The 13,564-nt window shown below is 66.1% G+C and carries 14 protein-coding genes; 4 read left to right on the top strand and 10 right to left on the bottom strand.

The genetic code is table 11. The annotated features are described in order from the left end of the window. Position 1 precedes the first annotated feature (1 nt). Positions 2–655, top strand: a complete 654-nt coding sequence (gene fsa / locus HTY61_RS16730; RefSeq protein WP_175277872.1) for a fructose-6-phosphate aldolase — start codon at positions 2–4, stop codon at positions 653–655. Between the two features lie 75 nt (positions 656–730). Here the strand turns inward: fsa and scpC are convergent, their stop codons facing one another. From scpC to msrA, 3 genes are all read right to left on the bottom strand, one after another. After that, positions 731–2,242, bottom strand: a complete 1,512-nt coding sequence (gene scpC / locus HTY61_RS16725; protein WP_175277871.1) for a succinyl-CoA:acetate CoA-transferase ScpC — start codon at positions 2,240–2,242, stop codon at positions 731–733. 199 nt (positions 2,243–2,441) lie between these two features. Beyond that, entirely contained in the window at positions 2,442–3,341 is a 900-nt protein-coding gene (locus HTY61_RS16720; protein ID WP_175277870.1) for a 1-acyl-sn-glycerol-3-phosphate acyltransferase, read from the bottom strand. A 155-nt stretch (positions 3,342–3,496) separates the two neighbouring features. After that, on the bottom strand, positions 3,497–4,138 hold the full coding sequence (msrA, locus tag HTY61_RS16715) for a peptide-methionine (S)-S-oxide reductase MsrA (RefSeq protein WP_343045198.1): 642 nt from the start codon (positions 4,136–4,138) through the stop codon (positions 3,497–3,499). A 200-nt stretch (positions 4,139–4,338) separates the two neighbouring features. On the opposite strand from msrA, the gene HTY61_RS16710 reads away from it, so the two are divergent. Next, complete coding sequence (locus HTY61_RS16710) at positions 4,339–4,764, top strand: OsmC family protein (RefSeq protein WP_175277869.1); 426 nt, start codon at positions 4,339–4,341, stop codon at positions 4,762–4,764. Between the two features lie 157 nt (positions 4,765–4,921). Then, positions 4,922–6,040: a Leu/Phe/Val dehydrogenase gene (locus HTY61_RS16705; RefSeq protein WP_175277868.1), complete on the top strand. Its 1,119-nt coding sequence runs from the start codon at positions 4,922–4,924 to the stop codon at positions 6,038–6,040. Positions 6,041–6,707: 667 nt separating this feature from the next. Here the strand turns inward: HTY61_RS16705 and HTY61_RS16700 are convergent. The 7 genes from HTY61_RS16700 to HTY61_RS16670 all read right to left on the bottom strand — a co-directional run bounded on the left by HTY61_RS16700 (position 6,708) and on the right by HTY61_RS16670 (position 12,405). Beyond that, on the bottom strand, positions 6,708–7,487 hold the full coding sequence (locus HTY61_RS16700; protein WP_175277867.1) for a succinate dehydrogenase iron-sulfur subunit: 780 nt from the start codon (positions 7,485–7,487) through the stop codon (positions 6,708–6,710). Positions 7,488–7,503: 16 nt separating this feature from the next. Further along, positions 7,504–7,941 carry a DUF3052 domain-containing protein gene (locus HTY61_RS16695; protein WP_175277866.1) on the bottom strand — a complete coding sequence of 146 codons (438 nt, stop codon included), beginning with the start codon at positions 7,939–7,941 and terminating at the stop codon, positions 7,504–7,506. A 2-nt stretch (positions 7,942–7,943) separates the two neighbouring features. Beyond that, positions 7,944–9,788 (bottom strand): succinate dehydrogenase flavoprotein subunit, encoded by a 1,845-nt coding sequence (sdhA, locus tag HTY61_RS16690; RefSeq protein WP_175277865.1) that lies wholly within the window; start codon positions 9,786–9,788, stop codon positions 7,944–7,946. 40 nt (positions 9,789–9,828) lie between these two features. Then, entirely contained in the window at positions 9,829–10,209 is a 381-nt protein-coding gene (gene sdhD / locus HTY61_RS16685) for a succinate dehydrogenase, hydrophobic membrane anchor protein (RefSeq protein ID WP_175277864.1), read from the bottom strand. Positions 10,210–10,220: 11 nt separating this feature from the next. Further along, on the bottom strand, positions 10,221–10,622 hold the full coding sequence (sdhC, locus tag HTY61_RS16680) for a succinate dehydrogenase, cytochrome b556 subunit (protein WP_175277863.1): 402 nt from the start codon (positions 10,620–10,622) through the stop codon (positions 10,221–10,223). 238 nt (positions 10,623–10,860) lie between these two features. Next, positions 10,861–11,193 (bottom strand): hypothetical protein, encoded by a 333-nt coding sequence (locus HTY61_RS16675; RefSeq protein ID WP_175277862.1) that lies wholly within the window; start codon positions 11,191–11,193, stop codon positions 10,861–10,863. Positions 11,194–11,232: 39 nt separating this feature from the next. Further along, positions 11,233–12,405 carry a GGDEF domain-containing protein gene (locus HTY61_RS16670; RefSeq protein ID WP_175277861.1) on the bottom strand — a complete coding sequence of 391 codons (1,173 nt, stop codon included), beginning with the start codon at positions 12,403–12,405 and terminating at the stop codon, positions 11,233–11,235. A gap of 202 nt (positions 12,406–12,607) precedes the next feature. Between HTY61_RS16670 and HTY61_RS16665 the strand changes: the two genes are divergently transcribed. After that, positions 12,608–13,555, top strand: coding sequence for an AEC family transporter (locus tag HTY61_RS16665; protein ID WP_175277860.1), 948 nt, complete (start codon positions 12,608–12,610; stop codon positions 13,553–13,555). Positions 13,556–13,564 lie beyond the last annotated feature (9 nt).

Raw genomic sequence — 13,564 nt, 5'->3', positions numbered from 1 at the left:
CATGAAATTCTTTGTCGATACCGCGGACGTGAAGGAAATCCGCGAACTGAACGATATCGGACTCGTCGACGGCGTGACCACCAATCCGTCGCTGATCATGAAATCGGGCCGTGACATCACCGAGGTCACGAAGGAAATCTGCGACATGATCGACGGGCCGGTTTCCGCCGAGGTCACCGCGACCGATTTCGAGGGCATGATCAAGGAAGGCAAGGTGCTCGCGAAGATCGCGGACAATATCTGCATCAAGCTGCCGCTGACCTTGGAGGGCCTGAAGGCCTGCAAGGCGCTGACCTCGGAAGGCTACAAGACCAACGTGACGCTGTGCTTCTCGGCCAACCAGGCGCTGCTCGCAGCCAAGGCCGGCGCGACCTTCATCTCGCCATTCCTCGGCCGTCTCGACGACATCGGCCTCAATGGCATGGAACTGATCGGCGAGATCCGCACCATCTACGACAATTACGGTTTCCAGACGGAAATCCTTGCTGCGTCGATCCGCACGGTCAATCACGTCAAGGAAGCGGCCCTGATCGGCGCCGATGTCGCCACCGTGCCGCCGGCAGTGCTGAAGGCGCTCGTCAAGCATCCGCTGACCGACAAGGGCCTCGACGCCTTCCTCGCCGACTGGGCCAAGACCGGCCAGAAGATCGCCTGATCTTCGGCACATGGCCGACACGCTGTTCAAGACGCCTGCCCGGTAGGAACCGGGCAGGCGTTTTCACTTGCACTTCTATGGAAGCATCGTTCCGGTTTCGACGAAACGGCGGTGCCAGGAAAGCGCCTCGTCCAGAATGTTCGGCGAGTGGCGTCCGAAGGAGGTCTTGCAGGCGCGGTCGTAGTAGTCCCGCAGTGCATCCCGGTAGTCGGGATGCGCGCAATTGGAGATGATCAGTTCGGCCCGCTGCTTCGGCGCGAGGCCCCGCAGGTCGGCCAGGCCCTGCTCCGTGACGATCACCTGGACATCCTGCGAAATGTGATCGACATGGCTGGCCATCGGCACGATGGCCGAGATCTTGCCGCCCTTGGCCGTGGAAGGCGTCATGAAGATCGATACATAGGCATTGCGCGCGAAATCGCCGGAGCCGCCGATACCGTTCTGGATACGCGACCCCATGACGTGGGTGGAGTTCACGTTTCCGTAGATGTCGGCCTCGATCAGCCCGTTCATGGCGATGCATCCGAGCCGCCGCACCAGTTCCGGGTGATTGGAAATCTCCTGCGGCCGCAGGATGAGCTTGTCGCGATAAAGGTGAGCGTTGGAATTGAACCGCTGCGCCGACTCGGGCGAAAGCGAGAAGGCCGTTGCCGAAGCCATCCGCAACTTGCCCGCATCGAGCATGTCGAGCATGCCGTCCTGGATGACCTCGGTAAATGCGGTCATGTTCTCGAACGGCCCGTCGAGCAGCCCCGCCATGACCGCATTGGCGACATTGCCGACACCGGACTGGAGCGGCAGCAGTTCCTTCGTCAGCCGCCCCCGCGCGACCTCGTTCACGAGGAATTCCTGCAAGTGCCCGGCGATCGCCCTCGCCACCTCGTCCGGCTCGGAGAAGGGCAGGTTGCGGTCCGGCGCGTCGGTCTCGACGATGGCCACGATCTTGTCGGGATCGACCCGGAAATGCGGCTCGCCGATCCTGTCACCCGGATTGACCAGCGGGATCGGCTTGCGATGCGGCGGCAGCGCAGTGCCGTAGTAGATGTCGTGCATGCCGTCGAGCGCCTCGCTCTGCCAGCGATTGACCTCGAGGATGACCTGCTTCGCCTGGTCGAGCCAGGTCTTGTTGTTGCCGACGGAGGAGGAGGGAATCAGCGCGCCGTCAGGCGTGATGCCGGAGACCTCGACCACGGCGGTATCGAGCGGCCCGAGGAAGCCCTGCCACGCCATTGGTGCCACCTGGCTGAGATGCATGTCGAAATAGCTCATCTCGCCGCTGTTGATCTTCTCGCGCGCGATCGGATCGGAATTGTAGGGCAGGCGGAACTCGATCCCGTCTGCCTTGGCCAGCGCGCCATCGAGTTCCGGTCCGGTCGAGGCCCCGGTCCACACCCGCACGCGGAAGGGCCGTCCGGCGGCGCGCTCCGCCTCGATCCGGGAAGCCAGGGCCACCGGTACCGACTTGGGGTAGCCCGATCCGGTGAAACCGCTCATCCCGACCGTCGATCCGGACTGGATGAACGCTGCGGCCTCTTCCGCCGTCGCGATCTTGGAACGGAGTCCGGCATGGGCAATTCGGCTGGTCATGGAAAATGTCCTCGCATCACGCAAAGAATGACGGGCACTCGATCCGGCGCGGCAGGACATGGCATCCGCCGCCCGTCGATCGACAGATAGGCAGCCAGCTTATTAAATGCTCGGATGCAAGCCGGAAATGGCATATTCCGGACGAAATGCCGCAGCCGGCACCAAGTGGGTGCATCGGCCATTCTGGCGGAACGAGGCTTCAGCCCTCGAATTCGGCGTCGGGCCTTTCGCGCAGGACATGCTCGCAATGCCGCTGCAGGCGCACGGTCAGGTCCTGCACGTCGCCGTCCATGGTCCCGGGATCGACCGGCTTGCCGATATTGATCCGGAACGGCTGGCCCTTCTTGTTGAGCAGCTCGTGGAAAACCGTCATGTCGCGCAGTTCCGGCGTGCGGTGCGACAGGAGATAGAACAGCTTCGAGTTGCGCGCGCTCATGTGCATGGGAACGACCGGCACGTTGTAGCGCTTGGCCATGTGCACGCCGGTGGCCTGCCAGGGGCGCTCGTTGAGGCGTCCCTTCGACCAGTATGCGATGCGACCGGACGGGAACAGAACGATGGCCCGCTTCTCGGCGAAGGCGCGGCTGGTGCGCACCAGTGTCTCGCGGCTCTTGGCGTGCGACTTTTCCGTGGTGCGCCATTCGACCGGGATGATGATCTCCGACAGGCGCTGGTTGACGCGGATGGCATCGCGGTTGGCGAAGAAGACCAGATCCGGGCGCGTGTCCTTGAGCATGTCGTAGACGGCGACGCCGTCGGCGATCCCGGTCGGGTGGTTCGAGACGAGGATGAAGCCACCTTCCTTCGGCAGGTTCTCCTTGCCCTCCACCGTGATGTCGAGATCGAGCAGCCTGCTGACATATTCGAAACACTCGATGCCGCTCATCTCGGCGACATCGTCGGCCATGCGCACGGCCTGCTCATAGTAGAGGACCTTGTAGAGCGCCGGGCGGATCAGCGGCCATAGCGGATGCCGGACCAGGTTCTGGCCACGTTCCTCGATCAGCTGGTCGACGATATGCTGCTGTCGCAGAGAGCGCGCATCGGCACGCCCGGTCACGATGTCCGCGAAGGTCGAAGATGCGCTCTGGAATTCCATGGCCATGTGTCCGGTGGGTTTTGACCCGTCCTCTCACCGATTAGTGTATCGATAGTATGACACAACAGCGTGATATTGAAGTGCCGCGCTGCGGGACCGTGCGCCGCAGGCTGTTGCACGGCGATCTAGCAAGGGTTCACGCCGGGGGCAAGTTCCTACATGCCTTCCTTGACGACGCCGCGGAAGGCCTGGTCTCCCCATAGCTCGCGCACCCGCTGGTCGCGCCCGCATCCCTCGCGGTAACCCTTGTAGGCTTCCGCCCGGGTGACGAGGCCGAACCGGGTGAGCTGCTTCTCCTGGCTCAGATAGTAGTCCTGGTGGTAGTCCTCCGCCTCCCAGAAGACGACCTTGCCCTCGACCGGCGTGACGACTTCCTGCCCGAGCTGCTTCTCGGCCTCGGCAAGCAGCTCCCGGGCGATTCGTGCCTCCTCCTCATCGGCGGCGTGTATCGCGGTCGTGTAGGAATGGCCGCGGTCGCAGAACTGTCCGCCGGCATCGGTCACGTCGATGGTGCGCAGGAAGTTTCCGACCAGGGTGCGGTAGTCGGTCTTTGTGTCGTCGTAGTCGACCTTCACCACCTCGCGGTGCTTTCCGTGGTTGCGGTAGGTCGGGTTTCTCATCTCGCCGCCCGCATAGCCGGAGGTTGTGGCCACCACCCCCTCCATGTGATCGAAATCGCTCTCCACGCACCAGAAGCAGCCACCGGCGACGACCAGCGACCGCGTCTCCGCCTTCGCCGCGCCCAGCGCCGAGGCTGCAAGGGCCAGTGTCAGCATGGCGGTCTTCATTTTTCCCATCTCGGTTTCTCCGGGTTTCCTGTCGCAGACAAACCACGAATCTCCCCGGCAAGCCCAGTCATAACTGAACACGCTTGCGTGAACGCCCGGCGCGTGGCGGGACGCGGAGCGCAACAAATGCCCTTGAAGATCGTTCCGAATGGGCAACCTATTGCCTGAGGCGCGACGCCAACCGCAAATCCCTGCACGAGGAGAACACGATGAAACGCCACGCAACCGCGATCTGGACCGGCAACCTGCAGGAAGGCCGAGGCAACCTGACCACGCAAAGCGGCGCGCTGAGCGAGAAGCGCTACGATTTCCGCGCGCGCTTCGAGGACGAGGAGGGCACGACCGGCACCAATCCGGAGGAACTGATCGCCGCCGCCCATGCGGGCTGCTACGCGATGCAGCTTTCCCACTTCCTCGCCGAGAACGGCACCCCGGCCAGGAAGCTCGAATGCACGGCCACCGTCGAGGTAAAGCCCGGTGAGGGCATCCTGGGCTCGGCCCTCGACCTCGAGGCAGAGGTTCCCGGCATCGACGCGGACAGCTTCGCGGAACTGGCGGAACGGGCCAAGCGCGAGTGCCCGGTATCCGGCGCCCTGGCGTCAATCGCAATCACGCTGGACGCCCGGCTGGTCTGAGCCGGCGGGCGCCTGCCGCGGCGCATCGGGAAACGGGCAATTTTGTTACGCAGCGACGGTATTTCCTTCGCTTTTCGTGACGTTTCCCGCGCCAAGATCGCAACCAAATGTCGCGGTTTCGGGCGTATCCTTTTCCCATACCGGAGGAGGAAACACCATGCTCAAACGCAACGAGGAGGCCGGCGTCAGGGCGGTCTCTCCCACGCTCGAAATCACCGACATCACCGGCGAGGCGCGCGCCCTGCCCGACTTCGCGGACCATGAGCGTGTCGTCGCCGGCCGCGATTCCGCGCGCGGCCTGACGGCTATCGTCGCCATTCATTCCACCGTTCTCGGGCCGGCGCTTGGCGGGACGCGGGTCTGGCCCTATGCCGGTTTCGACGAGGCGCTGACCGACGTGCTGCGCCTGTCCCACGGCATGACCAACAAGGCCGCGATCTCGGGCCTGCCGCTGGGCGGCGGCAAGGCGGTGATCATCGCCGATGCGCGCGCCGGCAAGCCGAGGGCGATGCTGGAAGCCTATGGCGAGATGCTGGCGACGCTGCGCGACGTCTATGTCACCGCCGAGGATGTCGGCATGAGCCTGGCCGATGCCGATTTCCTGCACACGCTGACGCCCAACGTCACCGGCACCACGGCGGGCGGCAGCGGCAACCCCTCGCCGGTCACGGCGGAAGGCACCTTTCTCGGCCTGAGGGCGGCGGTGCGCCACCGGCTCGGACGCGAGGATCTCGCGGGCATCCGCGTCGCCGTCCAGGGTCTCGGCGCGGTCGGCTGGGCGCTGTGCGAGCGGCTTCACGCAGCCGGCGCGGCTCTCACCGTGACCGACATCGACAGCACCCGCGTCGAGGCGGCGGCGACCGAGTTCGGCGCCCGCAAGGCCGGTCCGGACGCGATCCTTGCGGCGGAAGCCGACGTTCTGGCCCCCTGCGCACTGGGCGGCGTGCTGTCTGAGCGGACGATCCCCGCGCTGGAGGCGAAGGTCGTCGCCGGCTCGGCCAACAACCAGCTCGCCCGCCCGGAGGACGCGCGCAGGCTGGCTGATCGCGGCATCCTCTACGCCCCCGACTACGTCATCAATGCCGGCGGCCTGATCAATGTCGCCGCCGAGTTGTCCCCGGGCGGCTACGACCGCGACGCGGCCATGGCGAAGGTCGCGACGATCCCGGACACGCTGGACGAGATCTTCCGCCGGGCGGCGGAAACGGGCGCGACCACTGCCGAGATCGCCGACGCCATCGCGGCGGAGCGCATCGCGGCGGCCAGGTCCGCCTAGCCGGGCGCGTCGAAGGCAGCGCGATCGGCGCGGCGGCGGCGATCGCGACACGGGCAAACTGAAGGCGCGCGCCATCCTCGCCACGCCCCGGAACCAACCGGTCTGGCCATTGAAACGGGTGGAAGACGGGCGGTCGGAGGCCGCTCATCTTGATTTTTGCGCGGTCCCCCGACCGCCCGCTCGGCATTCTCACGACATCAGTCATCCCGCCGCCTTGCCCGTGGGCAGCTCGCAGGCCGGATACGGCACGCATCTGTGACCCGCCTTCCCCGTGGCGGATGCGCTCGCGTTCCGGCGCCGCTCGCCCGCCGCTGCTGCTACCGCCCGGGGGAGCCGGCGGCACGGCGGCCACGCGCGGGACCGATATGCCTCCCCGGTTTCGGAGCTGTTGGGCGACTTCCGTCAAGCCGGCTCCTGCCCGCGCCACCTGCACGCGGACACCGGGTACCGTCCCCCTCCCCGAAATGCCGGTGCGCACTCAGGCTTCCGCGAGGGGGCAAGGGGAAGGATAGGCGAGGCCGGAGGGCGTTGGACAAGTTTTCGCGGAAATGCCGGAGTTCCGGGAAAGGGGGCGAAATTTATCCAACGGGGCGCGGGGTATAGGGCACGCGACATCGGCCGGTCGCCGACATCGCGGCGAACCGGCCCCGGGAAAGAAACGGCGCGCCTAGACCCGCCGCTCGACCATCATCTTCTTGATCTCGGCGATCGCCTTGGCCGGGTTCAGGCCCTTCGGACAGGCCTGGGTGCAGTTCATGATGGTGTGGCAGCGATAGAGCCGGAACGGGTCTTCCAGGTGGTCGAGCCGCTCGCCGGTCGCCTCGTCGCGGCTGTCGATCAGCCAGCGATAGGCCTGCAGCAGCGCGGCGGGTCCGAGATAGCGGTCGCCGTTCCACCAGTAGGACGGGCAGGAGGTCGAGCAGCAGGCACACAGGATGCACTCGTAGAGGCCATCGAGCTTGGCGCGGTCCTCGTGGCTCTGGCGCCATTCCTTTTCCGGCGCCGGGGTCCTGGTTTCCAGCCAGGGCTGGATCGAGGCGTGCTGGGCGTAGAACTGGGTCAGGTCCGGCACGAGGTCCTTGACCACCGGCATGTGCGGAAGCGGATAGACCTTGACCGGCCCGTCGATCTCGTCGACGCCCTTCGTGCAGGCCAGCGTGTTGGTGCCGTCGATGTTCATGGCGCAGGAGCCGCAGATCCCCTCGCGGCAGGAGCGGCGCAGCGTCAGCGTCGGGTCGATCCTGTTCTTGATCCACAGCAGGCCGTCGAGCACCATCGGTCCGCAATCGTCCATGTCGACATAGTAGGTGTCGATTCGCGGGTTTTTCCCGTCATCCGGGCTCCAGCGGTAGATCCGGTACTCGCGAAGGTTGGTCGCGCCCTCGGGCTTCGGCCACACCTTGCCCTGGGTGATCTTCGAGTTCTTGGGAAGTGCGAGTTCAACCATTTCTATCGGCTCCGCATCAATGCGTTCTCAGTTCCTTGCGGACGACGAGCTTCAGCCCGCTCCAGATGTCGGTGACGGCGCAGACCTTCACGTCGACGAGGCCGCACGGCAGCAGCACGTCGCGAATCCGGTCCTCGGTGATGTCGGTCGCGACCTTCGACGACTTCTTCGGCCACGATATCCAGACCATGCCGTCCGGCATGATCCGGTCGCGCAGCGTCTCCGCGTTTTCCTCCAGGTCCGCCCTTTCGGTCGTGAAGGCGTGCACGAAATCGTAATGCCCCTCGCCCGGCAGCGCGTCCCATGCGGCGGTTTCGAGGGACGCGAAATCGCGCGCCTCCGCCAGTCCGGCAACCGCGTCCGGCAAGCCCACGAACAGGGCGGCATGACCGTCCTTCATGCCGAGCTTGTCGGCCAGGGGCCTGCCCGAATATCCGGCCGCCGCCAGGGTCATCGTCAGTAGACCCGCGCCTTCGGCGCGATCTTCTTGATGTCGATGCCGTCGGCGATCAGGTCGGTGTGGACCGGGCGATAGTCGAGCGTGACCTTGCCCTTCTCGTCCACCCAGGCGAGCGTGTGCTTGCGCCAGTTCTCGTCGTCGCGGCCGCCCATCGGACCGTCCTTGTAGTCCTCGCGCGCATGCGCGCCGCGGCTTTCCTTGCGGGCCTCGGCGCCGTGCACCGTGGTGGTGGCGCAGGCCATCAGGTTTTCCAGCTCGAGCGTCTCGACGAGATCGGAGTTCCAGATCATCGAGCGGTCGGTAACCTTGATGTCCGACAGCTCGCCCCAGATCTCCGTGATGCGCCTGCACCCCTGCTCCAGGCTCTCCTGGGTGCGGAAGACGGCGGCGTCCTCCTGCATGGCGCGCTGCATCTTCTCGCGCAGATCCGCCGTCGGCGTGGAGCCGTTGGCGTGACGCAGCCGGTCGAAGCGGTCCATGATCTTCTCGCAGGCCGCCTCGTTGACGTCCGGGATCGGCTCGTCGCGGTCGATCACCTCGCCTGCGCGGATCGCCGCCGCGCGGCCGAACACCACGAGGTCGATCAGCGAGTTGGAGCCGAGCCGGTTGGCGCCGTGCACCGAGGCGCAGGCCGCCTCCCCGACCGCCATCAGGCCGGGCGCGACCGCGTCCGGATCGTCCCTGGTCGGGTTGAGCACCTCGCCCCAGTAGTTCGTCGGGATGCCGCCCATGTTGTAGTGGACGGTCGGCAGCACCGGGATCGGCTCCTTGGTCACGTCGACGCCGGCGAAGATCTTCGCCGATTCGGAGATGCCGGGCAGGCGCTCGGCCAGCACGGCCGGATCGAGATGGTCGAGATGCAGGAAGATGTGATCCTTGTTCTTGCCGACGCCGCGGCCCTCGCGGATCTCGATCGTCATGCAGCGCGAGACGACGTCGCGCGAGGCCAGGTCCTTGGCGCTCGGCGCGTAGCGTTCCATGAAGCGCTCGCCCTCGGAATTGACGAGGTAGCCGCCCTCGCCGCGCGCGCCCTCGGTGATCAGGCAGCCCGCGCCGTAGATGCCGGTCGGGTGGAACTGCACGAACTCCATGTCCTGCAGCGGCAGGCCGGCACGCGCGATCATGCCGTTGCCGTCGCCCGTGCAGGTATGCGCGGAGGTGCAGGAGAAATAGGCCCGGCCGTAGCCGCCGGTGGCCAGCACGACCATCTTGGCCGAGAAGCGGTGGATCGTGCCGTCGTCGAGGTTCCACGCGACGACGCCGGTGCAGCGGCCGTCATCGTCCATGATCAGGTCGAGCGCGAAATACTCGATGAAGAACTGCGCCTTGTGCTTCACGGACTGGCCGTAGAGCGTGTGCAGGATGGCGTGGCCGGTGCGGTCGGCGGCCGCGCAGGTGCGCTGCACGGGCGGCCCCTCGCCGTAGTTCTGCATGTGGCCGCCGAAGGGACGCTGGTAGATCTTGCCGTCCTCGGTGCGGCTGAACGGCACGCCGTAATGTTCGAGCTCGTAGACCGCCTTGGGCGCCTCCATGGCGAGATACTGCATGGCATCCACGTCGCCGAGCCAGTCCGATCCCTTGACGGTGTCGTAGAGGTGCCACTGCCAGCAGTCCGGCGTCATGTTGGTCAGCGAGGCCGCGATGCCGCCCTGCGCCGCGACCGTGTGCGAGCGGGTCGGAAATACCTTGGTGATGCAGGCCGTGCGCAGGCCCTGCTCGGCCATGCCGAGCGTCGCACGCAGGCCCGCCCCGCCGGCGCCGACGACGACCACGTCGAACTTGTGGTCCTCGTATCTGTAGGCCGCGCCGGCCTTTCCGTTGTTGGAAGCGTCAGTGTTCATCCGTATCGTTCCCTGGAGCCGCTGTCAGGAATTCCGGGCGTCAGCCCGCAAATGCCAGTTTCAGGATTGAGAAGACGGCAAGCGCGCCGACGGCGAAGGTGAAGAAGACATTCGCCAGCAGCGCGGCGAACTTCGTCTTTTCGCCGTGGACATAGTCCTCGATGATCACCTGCATGCCGAGCTTGGCATGATAGAGCCCGCTGACGACGACGAGCAGCAGGATGACCGCGACGAGGGGCTGTCCGAGCGTGGCGCGCACCGCCTCGTATGGCTGGCCCATGCAGCTTGCGACGATCCACACGAAGGCGATCATCAGCGGCACGTTGGCGACCGCGGTGACGCGCTGGCGCCAGAAATGCTCCGTGCCGTCCTTCGCCGAGCCCAGCCCGTGTGCGCGCTTGTAGGAAGTGAGAATCGACATGGCTTCCTCCTCTATTGCAGGGCCGCGCCGGCGATCCAGATCACCAGGGTCAGGGTGATCGAGCCGGCGAGCGTCGCCCAGGCGAGCTTCGTCGCCGTGTGCTTTTCGAACAGGTAACCGAGATCCCACACGAAGTGGCGCAGGCCGCCCAGCATGTGGTGGATCAGCGCCCAGGTGAAGCCGAACAGGACGAGCAGGCCGAACCACGAGCCGAGGAAGCCGTTGACGGTCGCGAAATAGTCCGGGCCGCTGGCGGCGGCGATCAGCCACCATGCAAACAGCAGCGTGCCGACATAGAGCGCACCGCCGGTGATGCGGTGGACGATCGACATCGCCATGGTCGGGATCAGTTTGTAGACTTGAAGATGCGGCGAAAGCGGACGCTCGCTCTTTGCAGGACTGGAAGCGCTCACGACAGGCTGCTCCTCGAATGTGAATCGGGTCGGTGCACGGACCGGGTGCACCCGTTAATACGGCGGCAGCCGCGCCGCGTCAAAGCGTGGCGGCCGGTTCGGCATCATCCCTTAGCCGGAATTTGATGCAATGCAACACCGCCGGGCCTTTTCAATCGATTGGAAACGCGATTTCGCGTCTTCTCGAACGGGTCGCGGCCCAAATGCCTGTTTTCGATCACGAAACCGCCGGCCGGCACTAGCGGCGGCAGACCGCGGGCACCTGACCGGAGACGAACCACGTGGCGCTGGTTCCCTCCAGGATGAGCGCGTGAATCCCTTCCGCGTAGCGCGTCGACTGGCCGGGCGGACTGGCCTGCACTGTGGCCTCGATGCCGCGGCTGTCGGACACGGTCACGCCGGTTCCGGCGCGCCGGACTTCCAGGGTCACCCCGTCGTTGCAGCGATAGGTTGCCGCACGCGGCGGAAGCGCGGCGTATCCGCCGGAGGAACCGGAAGCCGGTCCCGACGTCTCGCAGGCGGCGAGGAGGCAGAGCGGGACGAGCGCGACGGGAAGACGTGAGCGAATCATGGACGGGTGATACGCCGGACGGTTCCCCCCGGCAAGCCGTCACGCGGCGGCAGCGCGGGCATTTTCCTCCGCCGCGCCCGGCGCATGCTGGCAGACCCGGTTCCGGCCGCCGCGCTTGGCCCGGTAGAGCGCCTTGTCGGCAAGATGGCTGATGGTGGAGATCGCCTGCCTGCCGTCCCACGCCGCTATGCCGAAGCTTGCCGTGACTTCCCGGCCTCCGACGATGGCCGGCGCCTCTTCCCCGAACACGATGCGCACGGCCTCGGCGAAGCGCCTGGCCGTCGGGACATCGGCATCGCGAAGGACGACGAGGAACTCCTCGCCGCCCCATCGCACGACCACGTCGCTCTCGCGCAGCGTGCCGGCGAGGATGCGCGCGAACAGCCGGATGACGGCGTCGCCGGCCTCGTGGCCGAACCGGTCGTTGATATGCTTGAAGTGGTCTATATCGGCCATGACCACGGCATGGCCGGCCCGTGATTCCGCCAGCGCCGGAAGGCGCGTCTCGAGGCCGCGCCGGTTGAGAACGCCGGTCAGCGGGTCGGTCTCGCTGGCCCGGGTGAGACGCTTGACGATCTGCATGCCGGTCATGACGAACAGGATGATGGCGATCGTGAGCGCGCTCAGCACCAGGATGAAGTGCAGCGAAAGGGCGGTCATCGACTGCGCGTAGTTCTCGTTCGTCATGCCGCCCGGACCGGCAAGGAGAACGATGCCCGCGCGCGCGCCGATGCACAGGCCGATGACGACCAGGGCGGCCTGCAGGACGCGGTCGATCGGCCGGACCATCCGTTGGCGCAGCGCGAACGCGGGAAGGATCGTGGCGAGCGCGCCCCCGCCATTCATGATGACCAGGCGCGCGGCGATGTTGTCGTCGACCAGTATGAACCATGAGAGCCCGGCCGCGCCGAACACGGACAGGAACGCGAGAAACCGGCATGGCACGGCGCTGTCGTAGAGCCGGTAGACCGCGGAAACGAAGACGATCTCCATGGCCAGGTAGAGCAGGTTCAGGACGTGCAGCGCCACGACCGGAGGCATGGAGGCACGCATGAAGTCGGCGAAGGTGGCGCAGGCGCCGAGGAAGAAGGCAAGCGCGAAATGCCGGACCGGCATCGTGTCGCGTACGTGGCGCCAGATCAAGACGAACGCGACAGCGAAAACGGCAAAGACAAGCGTGCCGGTCAGCTGGAAATAGGAATGCGCGTGCAAGGCAGGGCTCCGGTTTTCCCCGGCCGCGAGGCCGAAGCGGAATTCGCCGGAACAATGTACATTGCAACTTTAGGATGTGTTAAGGCGCCGCATCAATCGACCGGGGCAGCGCAGCAGGACGGCATGGATTCGGCGCATGGTTAACGGGATCGAAACAGGCCGGCCCCTTCCAAGCCCCGGCGATCCGGTCTAATGCGGAACCATGCTGACCATTCTCGTGACCGTCGCCCCCGTCTTCCTGCTCATCGCCACCGGCTGGGGGGCGGTGAAGAGCGGCTACCTTCCGGGCGGGCTTGCGGACGCGTTGAACGGCTTCGCGGTGAAGATCGCGGTGCCGGTGCTGCTGTTCCGCGCGCTGGAGCGGCTGGATTTCTCCGCCGCCTTCTCGCCGCCGCTGCTGCTGAGCTTCTATGCGGGCGCCTTCACCTGCTTCGCCGTCGGCATCGTGCTTGCACGCAGGGTCTTCGGCCGCCGCCCCGGCGAATCGGTCGCCGTCGGTTTCTCGGCGACATTTTCAAATTCCGTTCTGCTCGGCCTGGCGATCATCGAGCGCTCGCACGGCGCCGGGCCGCTGACACCCGCCTTCGGCATCATCGCGCTGCACGCGCCGCTGCTCTACGCCGTCGGTATGTTGACGATGGAACTGATGCGGCGCGGCGGCCGCACGCTGACGGAGACCCTTGCCGTCGCCGGTCGCTCGATCATCGCCAATACGCTGATGATCGGCATCCTGGCCGGCGCGATCGTCAACGTGACCGGTCACTGGCTGCCGGAACCGGTGATGGCCGCCGTCGACATGATCGCGAGCGCGGCGATTCCGGTGGCGCTGGTCGGCATCGGCGCGGCAATGACGCGCTATCGCCTGCGCGCCGACCTGGCGGAGGCGGGCATGGTGACAGTCCTTTCGCTGCTGTTGCACCCGGCGATCGCCTTCGGCCTGTCGCATTATGTCTTCCACCTGCCGGCGGACGCGGTGCTCGCGGCGGTGACGCTGGCCGCCATGCCGCCGGGCATGAACATCTATCTCTTCGCGGTGATGTACGACCGCGCGGTCAATCTCGCGGCCTCGGCCTTCCTGCTGGCCACCACCCTTTCGGTACTGACCGTGACCGTCTGGCTCTACCTGCTGAACCTCGCGGTGCCGGGCTGAACCGGCCGG

The organism is Oricola thermophila (assembly GCF_013358405.1).
In the GTDB taxonomy this organism is placed as follows: Bacteria; Pseudomonadota; Alphaproteobacteria; order Rhizobiales; family Rhizobiaceae; genus Oricola; species Oricola thermophila.
Note: the sequence above shows the minus strand (reverse complement) of the source record. Positions and strands in the feature narration are given on the sequence as shown.